We start from the raw sequence: 13930 nt of genomic DNA on the forward strand, positions 1-13930 counted from the left end.
CTTTCGATCAATCGGCGCCGCCGCTCACGCCGGACCCGGGCGGACATGGCGCTTCGCCAGCGGAGCGGATGGCATCGACGATATTAACGTAGCCGGTGCACCGGCAGAAGTTTCCCTCGAGGGCGTCATGGATTTCCGCATCGCTGGGCGATTGTGTGCGTTGCAGGAGGTCAAGCGCGCTCATCAGCATTCCCGGTGTGCAAAAGCCGCATTGCAGCGCGTGGTGGCGGTGAAACGCTTGCTGGAGGGGGTGCAGGACGCCGTCATGCGCCAGTCCTTCGACGGTGAGGACGGAGCAGCCATCCGCCTGAACGACGAGCATCGAGCACGACTTGATGCTGCGCCCATCCACATGCACGACGCACGCGCCACACTGACTGGTATCGCATCCGACGTGCGTGCCGGTCAGGCCCAGATGCTCGCGCAGGAAATCGACAAGGAGCATGTTCGGTTCGACCACATGGCGGACCGGCGCTCCGTTGATCGTCAGACTGACATCGATCATCGGTATTCATCCTTTTCGCGCGCAGGGACGGTGCGGTTTATGACCGTCCAAAAAAGTAGACCATGGCCAGTACGGCTACGATCAGCGCCGGTACCCACAGCGCCGGTCCCAGGCCACGGCGCAGGTGGTCCTCGGTCTGCGGCGGCGACGGGGAGGCGGCGATGATCGCGGTGAAACGGTCGAAGAACTGATCGGCGAGTCGCGCGGCGGCGGCATCGATCAGTCGGGCGCCGACTTGCGCGAGCTTTCCGCCCACCGTCGCCTCAACGACATAGGACAGCATCGTCTCTTCTCCGTCTTCGCCATCGGGATCGAGACTGATCAACGCCGAACCCGTAGCGAAGCCGGCCGATCCACCCTGACCCTCGCCGGTCAGGCGAAGTCGGCTTGGCGGGTCTTGCTCGCTCAGGACCAGCGTGCCGCGAAAACGGGCCTGGATTGGGCCGACCTTCGTCGTTACCTCGGCGGCGAGGCGGTCGTCTCCCGTCCACGCCAGTTTCTCGCAGCCGGGAATGCTCTCCCGCAGCGTTTCGAGGTCGTTGAGTGCGGTCCAAACAGTTGCGCGGCCAGCGGGCAGTCGTCGCTGCGCAGACATCTGCATGACTTGTCTCCCGTTCGTCTTGTTTGATGTCGCGCCTTAGACTTGCTCGCTGATCCTAATCGGCTGCGGGAGGAACAGACAAGACACCTCGCCATTGGATAAGTGGCAAGGAGGATTGAACAGGCCGCGCGCGCTGCCGATATCGGGCACAGGGCTCAAGCTTAGATCGTGCCCGCGGGCCGCCGGGAGGATGCCACATGTCCGACGCGCGAGGAGTGTTCGCCGTTCCCCGCGCGGACGGGGATCCCGCTGGTGCGGTGCCGGCAATGCGGTTCCGATGATAGCGCTGCGGCAGTGGCGCGGAAAGCTGACAAATCGAAATTTTCGATGGAAACATGCGGAATTATTTGAGTGCATCGATTTTACAGATCTCCTATATCAGGGCTGCCGCTGACGGCGGAAACATGTTGAAGAGGTAGATTATGTTAACGATTGGTGACAAATTTCCTGAATTCGACCTGAAGGCTGTGGTTTCCCTTGATCCAAGGACTGCCTTCACCGAGCTATCCGAAAAGTCAAATCCGGGGAAGTGGAAAGTTATATTCTTTTGGCCGAAGGATTTCACTTTCGTGTGCCCGACGGAGATTGCCGCGTTTGGCAAGATCAACGGCGAGTTCGACGACCGGGATACGGTCGTCTACGGTGCCTCGACCGACAGTGAATTCGTCCATCTGGCATGGCGGCAGAACCATGCCGACCTGAAAGATCTGCCGTTTCCGATGCTCGCCGATATCAAGCGTGAACTCAGCGAGGCGCTCGGCATCCTCGACAAGTCGGAGGGTGTCTGCCTGCGTGCGACCTTCATCGTCGATCCCGAAGGCGTGATCCGCTTCGTGTCTGTCAATGATCTCAGCGTCGGCCGCAATCCGCAAGAAGTGCTGCGGGTTCTGGATGCGCTGCAGACCGACGAGCTTTGTCCGTGTAATTGGCAGAAGGGCGACGACGTACTCAAGGTGGCGTAACCACGGTGAAGCAGGGCGCCGGCACGGTTCCGGCGCTCGCCCCCGCCGTTTACTCCCCCCGACTACCGCCGGGAATTACCTCTTTCCGGCCGCCCCCCACCAAGACCGCGGAGAAGACGCAAGATGTCGATTGAATCATTGAAAAATGCCCTGCCGGAGTACGCCAAGGATCTCAAGCTCAACCTGTCGGCGCTGGCAACCGAGGTCGCGCTCGATGAGCAGAAGCGGGCGGGAACCTTTGTCGCCTCGGCGCTCGCCGCGCGCAACCCCGTCGTTATCGAAGCGATCCTGAGCGAATTCGCCCCGAAGATGAGCGAAGCGGCACTGGGTGCGGCGAAAGCGGCAGCGGCGATCATGGCGATGAACAATATCTATTATCGCTTCGTGCACTTGGTCGAGGCGAAGGATTACAAGACGCTTCCCGCAAAGCTGCGGATGAACATCATCGGCCGTCCCGGAGTTGAAAAGGTCGATTTCGAGCTGTGGTCACTGGCGGTCTCGGCGATCAACGGCTGTGGTATGTGCCTGGAGGCGCACGAACACGAATTGCGCAAGGCGGGCCTCAGCGTCGAGCAGGTTCAAGCGGCGGTCAGGATTGCTGCTGTGGTTCACGCCGTGGCTGTTACACTAGAAGGCGAAGCCGTGGCAGCGAACCTTGCGGTCGCCGCGGCTTGAGGCGATCGCTACCGTGGATCACATGGTTCGCCATGGCCCCGCCGGTGGTCGGCCCGCCGGCGGTGGCGGCGGGAGAAACACACCGGGCACGCAGGACGGCTAACCGCATGACGGGCACGCACACGACGGGTTGGACGCGAGCACGATGAAGATACAAGGCAATACGATCCTTTGGATTCTGGTCGGTATCGTCCTGATCGGTCTGTTCGCCCAGACGCGCGAATCGTCCGAGAGCGCTTCCGATTCGCAAATATCCTATTCGGATTTCCTGGCCAGCGTCGGCCAGGGGCAGGTTGTCGGCGTGACTATCCGTGGTCAGGAGGTTCTGGGGACAATGCAGGACGGGCGGGCGGTCCGGGTGTACGTGCCGGATGGCGCCGACATCGTGCCGGCACTGACCGAAAAGGGCGTGCGCATCCAGGCATCGCCGCCGCCCCAGCCAAGCTTTTTGATGTCGCTGCTGATTTCGTCGTTCCCGGTGCTGCTGCTGATCGGCGTATGGGTCTACTTCATGCGGCGGATGCAGGGCGGGCCAGGCGGTGTGCTCGGCTTCGGCAAAAGCCGTGCCCGCTTGATGCAACAGGACCAAAAGCGCGTAACCTTCGCCGATGTCGCTGGCATTGACGAGGCGAAGCAGGAACTCGAGGAGATCGTCGAGTTTCTGCGAGATCCACACAAATTCCAGCGCCTCGGCGGCAAAATCCCCAAGGGCTGCCTGCTGATCGGACCGCCAGGAACGGGCAAGACCTTGCTCGCCCGCGCCATCGCCGGCGAGGCAAACGTGCCGTTCTTCACCATCTCCGGCTCCGATTTTGTCGAGATGTTCGTGGGCGTCGGCGCCTCGCGCGTGCGCGATATGTTCGAGCAGGCTAAGCGTAACGCGCCCTGTATCGTCTTCATCGATGAAATCGACGCCGTCGGTCGTCACCGCGGAACGGGTCTTGGCGGTGGTCATGACGAGCGCGAGCAGACCCTCAACCAGTTGCTGGTCGAGATGGACGGCTTCGAGGCCAACGAGGGGGTGATTCTGATCGCCGCGACCAACCGGCCCGACGTGCTCGACCCGGCGCTGCTGCGTCCCGGCCGGTTTGACCGTCAGGTCGTGGTGCCGAACCCGGATATCCTCGGCCGCGAGCAGATTCTCAAGGTGCATCTGCGCAAGGTGCCGATTGCTCCGAACGTGGAGGCTCGGGTCATTGCCCGCGGCACGCCGGGCTTTTCCGGCGCCGATCTCGCCAACCTGGTCAATGAGGCGGCGTTGCTGGCGGCGCGCGCCAATCGTCGTTTGGTCACGATGGCGGACCTCGAGGCGGCGAAGGACAAAGTGCTAATGGGCGCCGAGCGCCGCTCGATGGTGATGACCGAACACGAAAAGGAGCTGACGGCTTACCATGAGGCCGGCCATGCCCTCGTCGGACTTTACGTGCCGGGCAATGATCCATTGCACAAGGTGACGATCATTCCGCGTGGGCGGGCGCTGGGGGTGACGATGAATCTGCCCGAGCGCGACCGCTACACGTTCCGCAAGTCGGAAATCGAGGCGCGCCTTGCGATGATGTTCGGCGGGCGGGTGGCCGAGCAGTTGATCTTCGGCGTCGCCAACGTCACCACCGGTGCCGCCAACGACATCCACCAGGCGACCGATATGGCGCGGCGGATGGTGACCGAGTGGGGAATGAGCGATGTACTTGGCCGCTTGCGCTACAGCGATAACGAGGAGGAGATTTTTCTCGGCCGCTCGATCACCCGCACGCATAACGTCTCCGAAGACACCTCGCGGCTGATCGATTCCGAGGTGCATCGCATCATCGAGCACGCGGAGGCGACGGCGCGCACCGTTTTGAGCGAGCGGATCGACGACCTGAACGTGCTCGCCCGGGCTCTCCTCGAATACGAAACCCTATCGGGCGACGAAGCCGCGCGTATCCTTCGCGGCGAACCCATCGATCGCAGCGATCCGTCGGACTCTGGAGGTCCTCCGGGCCGGCGGAGCTCGGTACCGACGGGAGGATCGACGGCGAAACGGCCAGGGGGAGCTCACCCGTCGGGGGGCAGCGTTCCTGGTTTTCAGCCGCAGGGGTAGTGCAGGTGCGGCACGGCAGCGCGGGAGATGCCCAACGGCTGGCTCCTTCGCACAGATGACGCGTCAGTGATGCATCAAGGGACTGTCATGGCAGGAAACGGAACGGCGCCGGTTCGCACCACCGGCGAAGCTCGTACGTCCAATGTGATTACGACGGGCAAAACGATGGCGACGGCGAAGGTCATCCGTGTCTGGGACATTCCGACGCGGGTGTTCCACTGGAGTCTGGTGCTCCTCATCGCCTTCAGCTTTTATACCGGCAACGTCGGCGGTCTGCGGGAAATGGACCTGCATAAACTGTCGGGATACGCAATTCTCGCCCTCGTCACCTTCCGGGTGGTATGGGGTGTTATCGGCAGCCCAAGGTCACGGTTTGCCGATTTCGTCCGTCGCCCGGGCACCATTCTCGCTTATCTGCGGGAGCTGCGGTCCGCCCATCGACCAGCGGTAGGACACAATCCGCTGGGCGCCTTATCGGTGCTGGCGCTGTTAGCAAGCCTTGCCGTCCAGGCCGTCACCGGACTGTTCGAGCAGGCCGACATTTTCACCAAGGGGCCACTGGTCAAATACGTCTCGCAAGCGACAAGCAACGTTTTGACGACCATGCATGAAGTCAACGCCAACGTGCTCTATGTCCTGATTGCGGCGCATCTCGCGGCGGTTATGGGCTACCTGCTGGTCAAAAAGGAAAATTTGATTCGCCCGATGCTGAACGGCCGCAAGCCCGTTGGCGGTGGGCTTGCGGCCGATGACGATACACCGTTCGTATCGATCTGGCGGGCGGTCGTAGTGCTGATCGTCGCCGCGATCGCGGTCTGGTTCGTCGTCACCTACTGAGCGCGCGAAGCATTGGACCTCGCGACCGGACAGCAAAGGGCTTCGCCAACACCGCTTCGCGCCTTAAGGTTAATCCTTGTCTTTCTCGCGGAAGTCATCGTGGCAGCCCTTGCACGTCTTGCCGAGGCCGCCCAGCGCCGCGGCGAGAACTTTCGGCTCATCGTCAGCAGCCAGAGCGAGCTTGTCGGCGGCCTCCTGGAAGGAGTCCATCGCCTTCTTGAACGCGTCCGGTTTTTCCCAGATCGCCGCAAGCGCTTCCGTCTTTCCGGTTTTCGAATCTTCGGGGAAGATATGGGTGCTGAGCTTTGCCAGTGGCGCGATGGCCTTGGCGTGCACCGATGCATCTTCGGTGTAAGGAACGTTTCCCCGGATAATCGCGGCAAGCGCCGAGGTGTGGCCGCCAATCGCTTCCATGACCGACTTACGGTAATCGATCTTGGCCTGATCGGCGAAGGCTGCGCTCGAGACGAGGGCGCACCCGCAGGCAATCACGATGCGGGTCGTCCAAGATGCTGAATGGGTCATCGTCCAGTCCTGTTTCAAGGTGGCGTCCGGGCGCGACGACGAGGATGCCGCGCAGGTTGCGTCATACGTACGCGACCGCGCGGGGTGGACACAACTGCATGTGGTCGGATACACCTGATCTTGAAGTCGGGCACACCGCTGTCGACGCTTTCGGTATCAGTGACCGCCACAATCGCTTACTCTGCCGTCACCGTGATGGCATTGGCGTCGGCGGGCGCGAAGGACGGGTGAGGCGATGACGGATATCCGCTCTCTGTGCGTGCTCTGCGGATCGCGAGAAGGTACCGACCCGGCCCATCGGGCGGCGGCCATCCGCCTGGGAACGTTGCTAGCGGAACGTGGCGTGCGGCTTGTCTACGGCGGCGGTTCCATCGGGCTCATGGGCACGATTGCCGATGCCGTCATCAACGCTGGCGGCGAAGTGGTGGGCGTGATCCCGAAGTTTCTGATTCGCTCGGAGATCGGGCATCGGCGGTTGACCGAGCTCGTCGTCACCTCCAGCATGCACGACCGCAAGCGTCGCATGTTCGATATGGCGGACGCCTTTGTCGTGCTTCCCGGAGGGCTCGGCACGCTTGACGAGACCTTCGAGATCATCACCTGGAAGCAACTCCGCCTCCATCAGGCGCCGATCATCGTGCTCGACGTCAACGGCTACTGGGCGCCTCTCTCCGCGCTGATCGCCGCCACGATTTCCGGCGGATTCGCCGCTGCGGCCGTCGCCGACCTGATCTCTGTCGTCGAAACTCCGGAACAGGTTTTTGACGTTCTGGCAAGCGCGCCGCCGTCGCGCGAGGAAGCGCTTTCGAACCAGCTTTAAGCGGCTCATCATGACGTCGCGCGGTTACGGGGAGCCGATGGCTCTGCCGATCGGGGCAATCTTGCCAAAAATGGCCATCGCGGGTAGGGTGCTCGGTCCGTGCGATTACGGCGCAGGGAACGGGGCGCACCCCGGCGGACGAAATCGGCCGAGAACGCTCTCAGGAGAGTAATACGATGAAAAAGATTAAGGTCGCTAAACCGATCGTTGATCTCGATGGCGACGAGATGACCAGAGTTATCTGGCAATACATCAAAGATAAGCTGATTGTTCCTTATCTTGATGTCGACATCCGGTATTTTGACCTGGGGATGGAGCATCGGGACGCGACCGACGATCGAGTGACGATTGATGCCGCCGAAGCGATCAAGGAACATGGCGTCGGGGTAAAGTGCGCGACGATCACGCCTGACGAGGCACGCGTTGCCGAGTTTGGCCTGAAGAAGATGTGGAAGTCGCCAAACGGCACCATTCGCAACATCCTGGGCGGCACCGTTTTCCGTCAGCCGATCATTTGCAACAATGTCCCGCGCTTGGTTCCCGGCTGGACAAAGCCGATCGTCATCGGCCGTCACGCCTTCGGCGATCAGTATCGGGCGACCGACTTCGTCGTTCCAAGCGAGGGCAAGCTGACGATCAAGTTCACCCCCTCTGACGGCAGTGCGCCGATCGAGCAGGAAGTCTTTGCCTTTCCCGGCGGCGGCGTCGCCATGGCGATGTACAACCTCGATGAATCGATCCGCGGTTTTGCCCGTGCCTGCATGAACTACGGTCTGGACATCGGCTGGTCGGTGTACCTGTCGACCAAGAACACCATCCTCAAGGCCTACGACGGCCGCTTCAAGGATCTTTTCGCCGAGATCTACGACGCGGAATTCAAGGCGAAGTTTGAAGCCAAGGGAATCGTCTACGAGCACCGCCTGATCGACGACATGGTCGCCTCGGCGCTGAAGTGGGACGGCGGCTTCGTTTGGGCCTGCAAGAACTACGATGGCGACGTGCAGTCGGACTCGGTGGCGCAGGGCTTCGGCTCGCTCGGCCTGATGACATCGGTGCTGATGACGCCGGACGGCAAGACCATCGAAGCTGAGGCGGCGCATGGCACGGTCACCCGCCACTTCCGCCAGCATCAGCAGGGCAAGCCGACGTCGACCAATCCCATCGCTTCGATCTTCGCCTGGACGCGCGGGCTGCACTACCGCGGTACCTTCGACGACACGCCCGAGGTGGTTCGCTTCGCCCATGCCCTTGAGGAGGTCTGCGTCGAGACGGTGGAAAGCGGTGCGATGACCAAGGATCTCGCGATCCTCATTGGTCCGGACCAGCCGTGGATGACCACTGAGCAGTTTCTCGCCAAGCTCGACGAGAACTTGCAGAAGAAGATGGCCTGAGAAGTCGATGGCCTGAGACCCGCCGCCGGCCGATCCGCTCTCCGCGGATCGGCTGTCTTGACGGCTCGGGTCCGAGGCTTTACATACCGATAACGGTGTTGACGGGGCTCGCGAGCCCCGTCCTTTGTTTTACGGAGAACTCTTCTGATGGCACGGCGCTGCCCGATTACCGGAAAAGGCGTGCTGACCGGTAACAACGTCAGCCACGCCAACAACAAGACCCGTCGTCGCTTCCTGCCGAACCTGCAGCCGGCATCGCTGATGAGCGATACGCTCGGACGACCGGTTACCTTGCGTGTCTCGACCCACGGGCTGCGTACGATCGAGCACCGCGGTGGCTTGGATTTGTACTTAACCAAGGCCAAGAGTGCTGAGTTGACCCCCGAACTTCGTCGGCTCAAGCGGCTCATCAGGCGTGCCGGCGTTAGCGCCGACGCTTAAGATCGCGCGCGCGATAGCCGCGTAGCAGAGCGCCGCGCGGCGCCGGCTCCCTCCTCTCGGAAGAGGTCCGGCGCCGCGCGAAGCGGCCCTCAAATTCGCATCCATGACGGCAGTTGCGGGGAGATGTGAGCGTCGCCAATAGCGATGCGGCCTTCGCCTGCTGAGATCTCTCCCAGGGCGTCGAGCCGGATCGAAGCGAGCGCCAAGTCTCCGCTTCCTGAGCGGACTTCGCCGACGGGCTTGTCGCCGACGAGGATGGGCGTGCCGGGCGCGGGGCGCGGCCCCTCGACACGCATGGGGACCAATCGCCGCTTGACCAGACCGCGATAGCGCGTGCGCGCGGTCAATTCCTGGCCGAGGAAGCATCCCTTCTGCCAGTCGATGCCGTGCAATTCGTCAAATCCGCATTCCAGCAGCAAGGATTTATCGATGCTGATGTCCCGGCTACCATCGGGCAGCCCGAGGGCGATCCGGCTTCGGTCATAGTCGTCCGCGACGCCTGTGCCGAAACCGCGTTCGAGCAGAGGCGATGCGCCCGTGGCGGTGGGCAGCACCGCGCGCGCTCCCGCATCGGCGAGACGGGGGTCGATAAAGACGACACCACCGGCAAGCGCTTGCGCCGTGCCCGCCTCGGCCGGCGGCAGGTCGAACGCCTCAGCGGCGCCGGGACCGGTCAGTGCCCAGACGGCCATCTCGGGTATCGCCGCGCCAATGCTCACGCGTGATCGCAGCTTGTACATGGTGAGGCGGCGCACGAGATCCGGGGCCCGCGAGGCTTCGACGTCGAGGAGCAGAGCTTCGCCCATCGTGCAGATGAAGAAGTCATGCAGGTATTTGCCTTGAGGCGTAAGAAATGCCGCCCAGATGGCGTGGCTTGGACTGACACGGGTGATATCGTTGGAAATCAAGCCTTGCAGGAACGTGCTTGCGTCGGGGCCCCCAACCGTGAGCACGGCACGATCGGGGAGCGGAACGCAGAGGGGTGAGGTCATCGAAACGGAGGTCCTTGCAGCGGTGGCGCCGAGAGTTCGACGGTGAAGGTGACGGGCGGACGCCGGCAACGCAAGCATTCGCGCGCCGGCACACTCGGCATTACGGGCACGCGCGTCGCGTCAGGCTTGCGATGCCGCGCACCAGCGGCCTATGCTCCATGACAGTCGGGTGAAACGACGGAGGGTGTATCCCATGAGCCTGCAGGATCGCATCGAAGCATTGAAGGCCAAGCATCATGCCCTCGAGGAAGCGATAGAAACGGAGAATAATCGGCCGCGCCCGGATGAGTCAGAGATCTCAAGGCTGAAAAAGCAAAAATTACAAATTAAGGACGAAATCGCCAATTTAAGCCATCCCCATTAGCGTTAGGAGTAGTCTGTGTGTGCGCTTTGTTTAATTAGGCGATAGCGCACCCGGAACAGCAGTTGCGGCGGGTGCGGGAGCGCCCGCCGCTCAAGAGAATGGTGTGTTCAATCTTGCATGTGCAGTGCAACGAAATGATTGAGCAAACGCAGCATTGGTTTCTCAAGACGGCATGTTACCCGGGAAAAAAAACGCCAGTCACCAGTGACAAGATCCGCTCAGTCAACGCCATCGGCCGGTCTGACGTCCACGATCGGATACTGCGACTCCCCCTTTGCAAAAGTCTCAATTTTAGACCACACTCCGCCTCGACTGGCGCGGACGGCAAGGCTGGCTCGCGTCTTGGTCTCTGACAAACTTGAAAAAAGGGGAGGGCCATGACTGGATCATACGAGGACGCCTTTAATCGCTCCATTTCAGATCCGGAAGGTTTCTGGGGTGAGGCCGCGGAAGGCATTCACTGGTTCAAGAAATGGGATAAGGTTCTCGACGACACGAACAAGCCGTTCTATCGCTGGTTTTCCGGTGGCATCGTCAATACGTGTTACAACGCCCTCGATCGTCACGTTGAAGGCGGCCGGGCGGATCAGCTGGCGCTGATTTATGACAGCCCGGTGACCGGCAATACCGTCCGGACCTATACCTATCGTCAGTTGCGCGACGAAGTCGCGGCGTTTGCCGGCGTTCTCGTCGGACTGGGTGTGGGTAAGGGCGACCGGGTTATCGTCTACATGCCGATGGTCCCGGAAGCACCGATCGCCATGCTTGCCTGCGCGCGCATCGGCGCCGTTCACTCCGTCGTATTTGGCGGGTTTGCCTCGAACGAACTGGCCGTGCGCATCGACGATGCGCTGCCGAAGGCGATCGTCACCGCGTCGTGCGGCATCGAAGTCGGGCGCGTGATCGATTATAAGCCCTTGATCGAAGGCGCGATTGCCTTGTCGGATCACAAGCCTGACGCCGTCATCATCAAGCAGCGTCCGCAAAATCTGTGGGAACTGCAAAGCGGTCAGTACGACTGGGACGAGTCGGCGGCCAAGGCAACGCCGGCCGAGTGCGTGCCGGTGGCGGCGACCGATCCACTCTACATTCTCTATACGTCGGGTACGACCGGCCAGCCGAAGGGTGTGGTCCGCGACAATGGTGGTCACCTCGTCGCACTGAACTGGTCGATGAAGAATATCTACGACGTCGAACCGGGTGAAGTGTGGTGGGCCGCCTCGGACGTGGGCTGGGTCGTCGGCCACTCCTACATCGTTTATGCGCCGCTGATCTACGGGGCGACGACGGTCGTCTATGAGGGCAAGCCGGTCGGAACACCGGACGCCGGTGCCTTCTGGCGGATGATCGAACAGCACAATGTCGTCTCGCTGTTTACCGCGCCGACGGCGTTTCGCGCCATCAAACGCGATGATCCGAAGGCCGAGCTGATGGCTAAGTATGACCTCAGCAAGTTCCGCATTCTCTTCCTCGCCGGCGAGCGCACCGATCCCGATACCCTGCAATGGGCGATGAACGCGGTCAAACGCCCGGTCATCGACCACTGGTGGCAGACCGAGACCGGCTGGGCGATTGCCGCCAACTGCATGGGCCTCGATGTGCTGCCGGTGAAGCCAGGCTCGCCAACCCGTCCGGTGCCAGGCTGGAACGTCATGGTTCTCGACGAGGCGAACAAAGAGGTTGGACGCGGTCAGAGCGGCACGATCTGCGTGAAGCTGCCCCTGCCTCCGGGCGCGTTGCCGACGCTGTGGAACAACGATGACCGCTTCGTGAAGTCGTATCTCACCGAGTTTCCCGGCTACTATACCACCGCCGATGCCGGTTTCATGGATGAGGACGGCTACGTCTACATCATGGCCCGCACCGATGACGTCATCAACGTCGCCGGCCACCGCCTGTCGACCGGGGCGATGGAAGAGGTCCTGGCCCGTCACGACGACGTCGCGGAATGCGCCGTCGTCGGGGTTTATGACAACTTCAAGGGTCAGCTTCCCGTCGGCTTCGTGGTTCTCAAGGCGGGAGTCAGCAAGTCGCACGAGCAGATCGTCAAGGAACTGGTGAAGATGGTCCGCGACCAGATCGGTCCGGTCGCCGCCTTCAAGACCGCGACGGTGATCGATCGCCTGCCCAAGACCCGCTCCGGCAAGATCCTGCGCGGGACCATCCAGAAGATCGCCGACAACGAGCCGTGGAAAATGCCGGCGACCATCGACGATCCGGCAATCCTTGACGAGATCAAGGGCGCCCTGGAGCAGATCGGCTACGCCAGCGCCCGCAAAGAGGCAGCGTCCTCGCCGGCGGAATAAACCGTCGCGATAAAGGCGCAAGCGAGAAGAGCGCGGCACTCGGGCAACGGTGCCGCGCTTTTTTTGTCCGTCAAACGCGATCCAAGCCAAACGAGTGAACGAAATTGCTAGTTGGCCTTCAAAGCCTCATCCTTTCTTCGTCCAGACGAAAGGGTGGCGCCCATGTTGACCATCTCGATCGAAAAAGTCTGTTATCTCATCGGCAAGGCGCGCGCGTTCGACGCGCAAATTGCGCCTGAGGCCTCGGAACTCGAAGACAATCCGCTCGACGATCCATTGGAGGTCTTATTCGCCGAATCCGACGATCCGGCGATTGAAGAGCTCAAAAGATTCTTCGAATCGCTGAGCGAGGACGAAACGATCGAACTGCTGGCGCTGACATGGCTGGGACAGGGGGATTACGACGTCGAAGAATGGGGCGACGCCTTGGCCGATGCGAAGGAGTACGCGGACGAGCGCCGAGTCGAGGCTTTTCTCGGCATTCCGCTTCTTGGCGATTACCTGGAGGAGGGGTTGGCGGAGTTCGGCCTGTCTTGCGCGGAATTCGAGGCGGGTCGGGCGTGATCGCCTGAGATTTCGGCGGACGCGCGCGTCGCCGGCACGGGTGAATGCCGGTCGATGCGCGTTACGCGATTGTACGTGTCGGTTTTGCGCCTGTGGCAGGCTTCATCGGCGCATGTACCCCCCATGGCCTCATCACGTTCTAGGTCCCGTGCACGGTGCCCATCCGGGCGCGCGCAAGGTCGACCTCCTTCTGCAGGTCGGGCTCGTTGCATAACCCGAGGCCAACAGGATTGCGTGCCTTGATGTCGGCGGAACGCCAGTGTGTGCGTTCGCGAATCTTGTCGATCGTCGGCTTGGTCGTGCCGACAAGTTTGCACACCTGGGCATCGGTGAGTTCGGGATAATTCTTCAGCAGCCAGGCGATGGCGTCCGGACGATCCTGCCGCTTCGCGACCGGCGTATACTTCGCTCCCTTAGATCGCGCTTCGGGAATTGGCACGTGGCGGTCGGCGGGACGCAGGCGAAACTGGGGATCGGTCGAGCAGCGCTCGATCTCCGCCAGGGTTACTTCGCCGGCAGATACGGGATCGCGCCCTTGCATGCCCGACGCGACTTCGCCATCGGCGATCGCCTGAACCTCGAGCGCGTGCATGCCGCAGAAATCGCCAATCTGCTCGAACGTCAGTGCCGTGTTCTCGACCAGCCAAACGGCCGTCGCCTTCGGCATCAATGGTTGTGCCATCTCGATAGCTCCTCTTGGTTGTCGTTATCGTAAACGGAGGAGGCCGGGCCTCGCAGGGCGACGCCAGCCGAAACGCGCACCTTGCATCCATAATGAATGCGAGACGCGGCCGAAATGCAACCGTGCTGCTATGAAATCAGCACAGAAGCCACGCGATCACGGATAATCGACGCCTTTGGCGG

General features: G+C 61.8%; 15 protein-coding genes. 10 read left to right on the plus strand and 5 right to left on the minus strand.

Annotated features, from left to right (window positions below):
* Positions 1 to 7: 7 nt before the first annotated feature.
* Entirely contained in the window at positions 8 to 505 is a 498-nt protein-coding gene (locus tag IPK66_09920) for a (2Fe-2S)-binding protein (protein ID MBK8175552.1), read from the minus strand.
* A gap of 37 nt (positions 506 to 542) precedes the next feature.
* Positions 543 to 1106 carry a carbon monoxide dehydrogenase subunit G gene (locus tag IPK66_09925; GenBank protein ID MBK8175553.1) on the minus strand — a complete coding sequence of 188 codons (564 nt, stop codon included), beginning with the start codon at positions 1104 to 1106 and terminating at the stop codon, positions 543 to 545.
* A 422-nt stretch (positions 1107 to 1528) separates the two neighbouring features.
* On the opposite strand from IPK66_09925, the gene IPK66_09930 reads away from it, so the two are divergent.
* The 4 genes from IPK66_09930 to IPK66_09945 all read left to right on the plus strand — a co-directional run bounded on the left by IPK66_09930 (position 1529) and on the right by IPK66_09945 (position 5663).
* Positions 1529 to 2068 (plus strand): peroxiredoxin, encoded by a 540-nt coding sequence (locus IPK66_09930; GenBank protein MBK8175554.1) that lies wholly within the window; start codon positions 1529 to 1531, stop codon positions 2066 to 2068.
* Positions 2069 to 2191: 123 nt separating this feature from the next.
* Positions 2192 to 2743, plus strand: a complete 552-nt coding sequence (locus IPK66_09935; GenBank protein ID MBK8175555.1) for a carboxymuconolactone decarboxylase family protein — start codon at positions 2192 to 2194, stop codon at positions 2741 to 2743.
* 145 nt (positions 2744 to 2888) lie between these two features.
* A complete protein-coding gene (gene ftsH, locus IPK66_09940) occupies positions 2889 to 4826 on the plus strand; it encodes an ATP-dependent zinc metalloprotease FtsH (GenBank protein ID MBK8175556.1) in 1938 nt (645 codons plus the stop codon).
* Between the two features lie 87 nt (positions 4827 to 4913).
* Positions 4914 to 5663 carry a cytochrome b/b6 domain-containing protein gene (locus IPK66_09945; GenBank protein ID MBK8175557.1) on the plus strand — a complete coding sequence of 250 codons (750 nt, stop codon included), beginning with the start codon at positions 4914 to 4916 and terminating at the stop codon, positions 5661 to 5663.
* A 69-nt stretch (positions 5664 to 5732) separates the two neighbouring features.
* On the opposite strand, the gene IPK66_09950 is transcribed toward IPK66_09945, so the two are convergent.
* Positions 5733 to 6188 carry a cytochrome c gene (locus IPK66_09950; GenBank protein MBK8175558.1) on the minus strand — a complete coding sequence of 152 codons (456 nt, stop codon included), beginning with the start codon at positions 6186 to 6188 and terminating at the stop codon, positions 5733 to 5735.
* A gap of 235 nt (positions 6189 to 6423) precedes the next feature.
* Between IPK66_09950 and IPK66_09955 the strand changes: the two genes are divergently transcribed.
* The 3 genes from IPK66_09955 to rpmB all read left to right on the plus strand — a co-directional run bounded on the left by IPK66_09955 (position 6424) and on the right by rpmB (position 8840).
* Complete coding sequence (locus IPK66_09955) at positions 6424 to 7008, plus strand: TIGR00730 family Rossman fold protein (GenBank protein MBK8175559.1); 585 nt, start codon at positions 6424 to 6426, stop codon at positions 7006 to 7008.
* 176 nt (positions 7009 to 7184) lie between these two features.
* Positions 7185 to 8399 carry an NADP-dependent isocitrate dehydrogenase gene (locus IPK66_09960; protein MBK8175560.1) on the plus strand — a complete coding sequence of 405 codons (1215 nt, stop codon included), beginning with the start codon at positions 7185 to 7187 and terminating at the stop codon, positions 8397 to 8399.
* A 147-nt stretch (positions 8400 to 8546) separates the two neighbouring features.
* Positions 8547 to 8840, plus strand: coding sequence for a 50S ribosomal protein L28 (gene rpmB, locus IPK66_09965; protein MBK8175561.1), 294 nt, complete (start codon positions 8547 to 8549; stop codon positions 8838 to 8840).
* Between the two features lie 89 nt (positions 8841 to 8929).
* On the opposite strand, the gene IPK66_09970 is transcribed toward rpmB, so the two are convergent.
* Entirely contained in the window at positions 8930 to 9832 is a 903-nt protein-coding gene (locus IPK66_09970) for a folate-binding protein YgfZ (protein MBK8175562.1), read from the minus strand.
* 193 nt (positions 9833 to 10025) lie between these two features.
* Between IPK66_09970 and IPK66_09975 the strand changes: the two genes are divergently transcribed.
* The 3 genes from IPK66_09975 to IPK66_09985 all read left to right on the plus strand — a co-directional run bounded on the left by IPK66_09975 (position 10026) and on the right by IPK66_09985 (position 13066).
* A complete protein-coding gene (locus IPK66_09975; protein MBK8175563.1) occupies positions 10026 to 10196 on the plus strand; it encodes a YdcH family protein in 171 nt (56 codons plus the stop codon).
* Between the two features lie 377 nt (positions 10197 to 10573).
* Entirely contained in the window at positions 10574 to 12502 is a 1929-nt protein-coding gene (locus IPK66_09980; protein ID MBK8175564.1) for a propionyl-CoA synthetase, read from the plus strand.
* 162 nt (positions 12503 to 12664) lie between these two features.
* The gene (locus tag IPK66_09985; GenBank protein ID MBK8175565.1) at positions 12665 to 13066 is read left to right on the plus strand and encodes a DUF3775 domain-containing protein; all 402 of its coding nucleotides are present in this window, start codon (positions 12665 to 12667) and stop codon (positions 13064 to 13066) included.
* A 139-nt stretch (positions 13067 to 13205) separates the two neighbouring features.
* Here the strand turns inward: IPK66_09985 and IPK66_09990 are convergent, their stop codons facing one another.
* Entirely contained in the window at positions 13206 to 13748 is a 543-nt protein-coding gene (locus IPK66_09990; GenBank protein ID MBK8175566.1) for a DUF1013 domain-containing protein, read from the minus strand.
* Positions 13749 to 13930: the final 182 nt, after the last annotated feature.

The organism is Rhodospirillales bacterium, assembly GCA_016712595.1.
Lineage (GTDB): Bacteria > Pseudomonadota > Alphaproteobacteria > Rhodospirillales > Defluviicoccaceae > Defluviicoccus.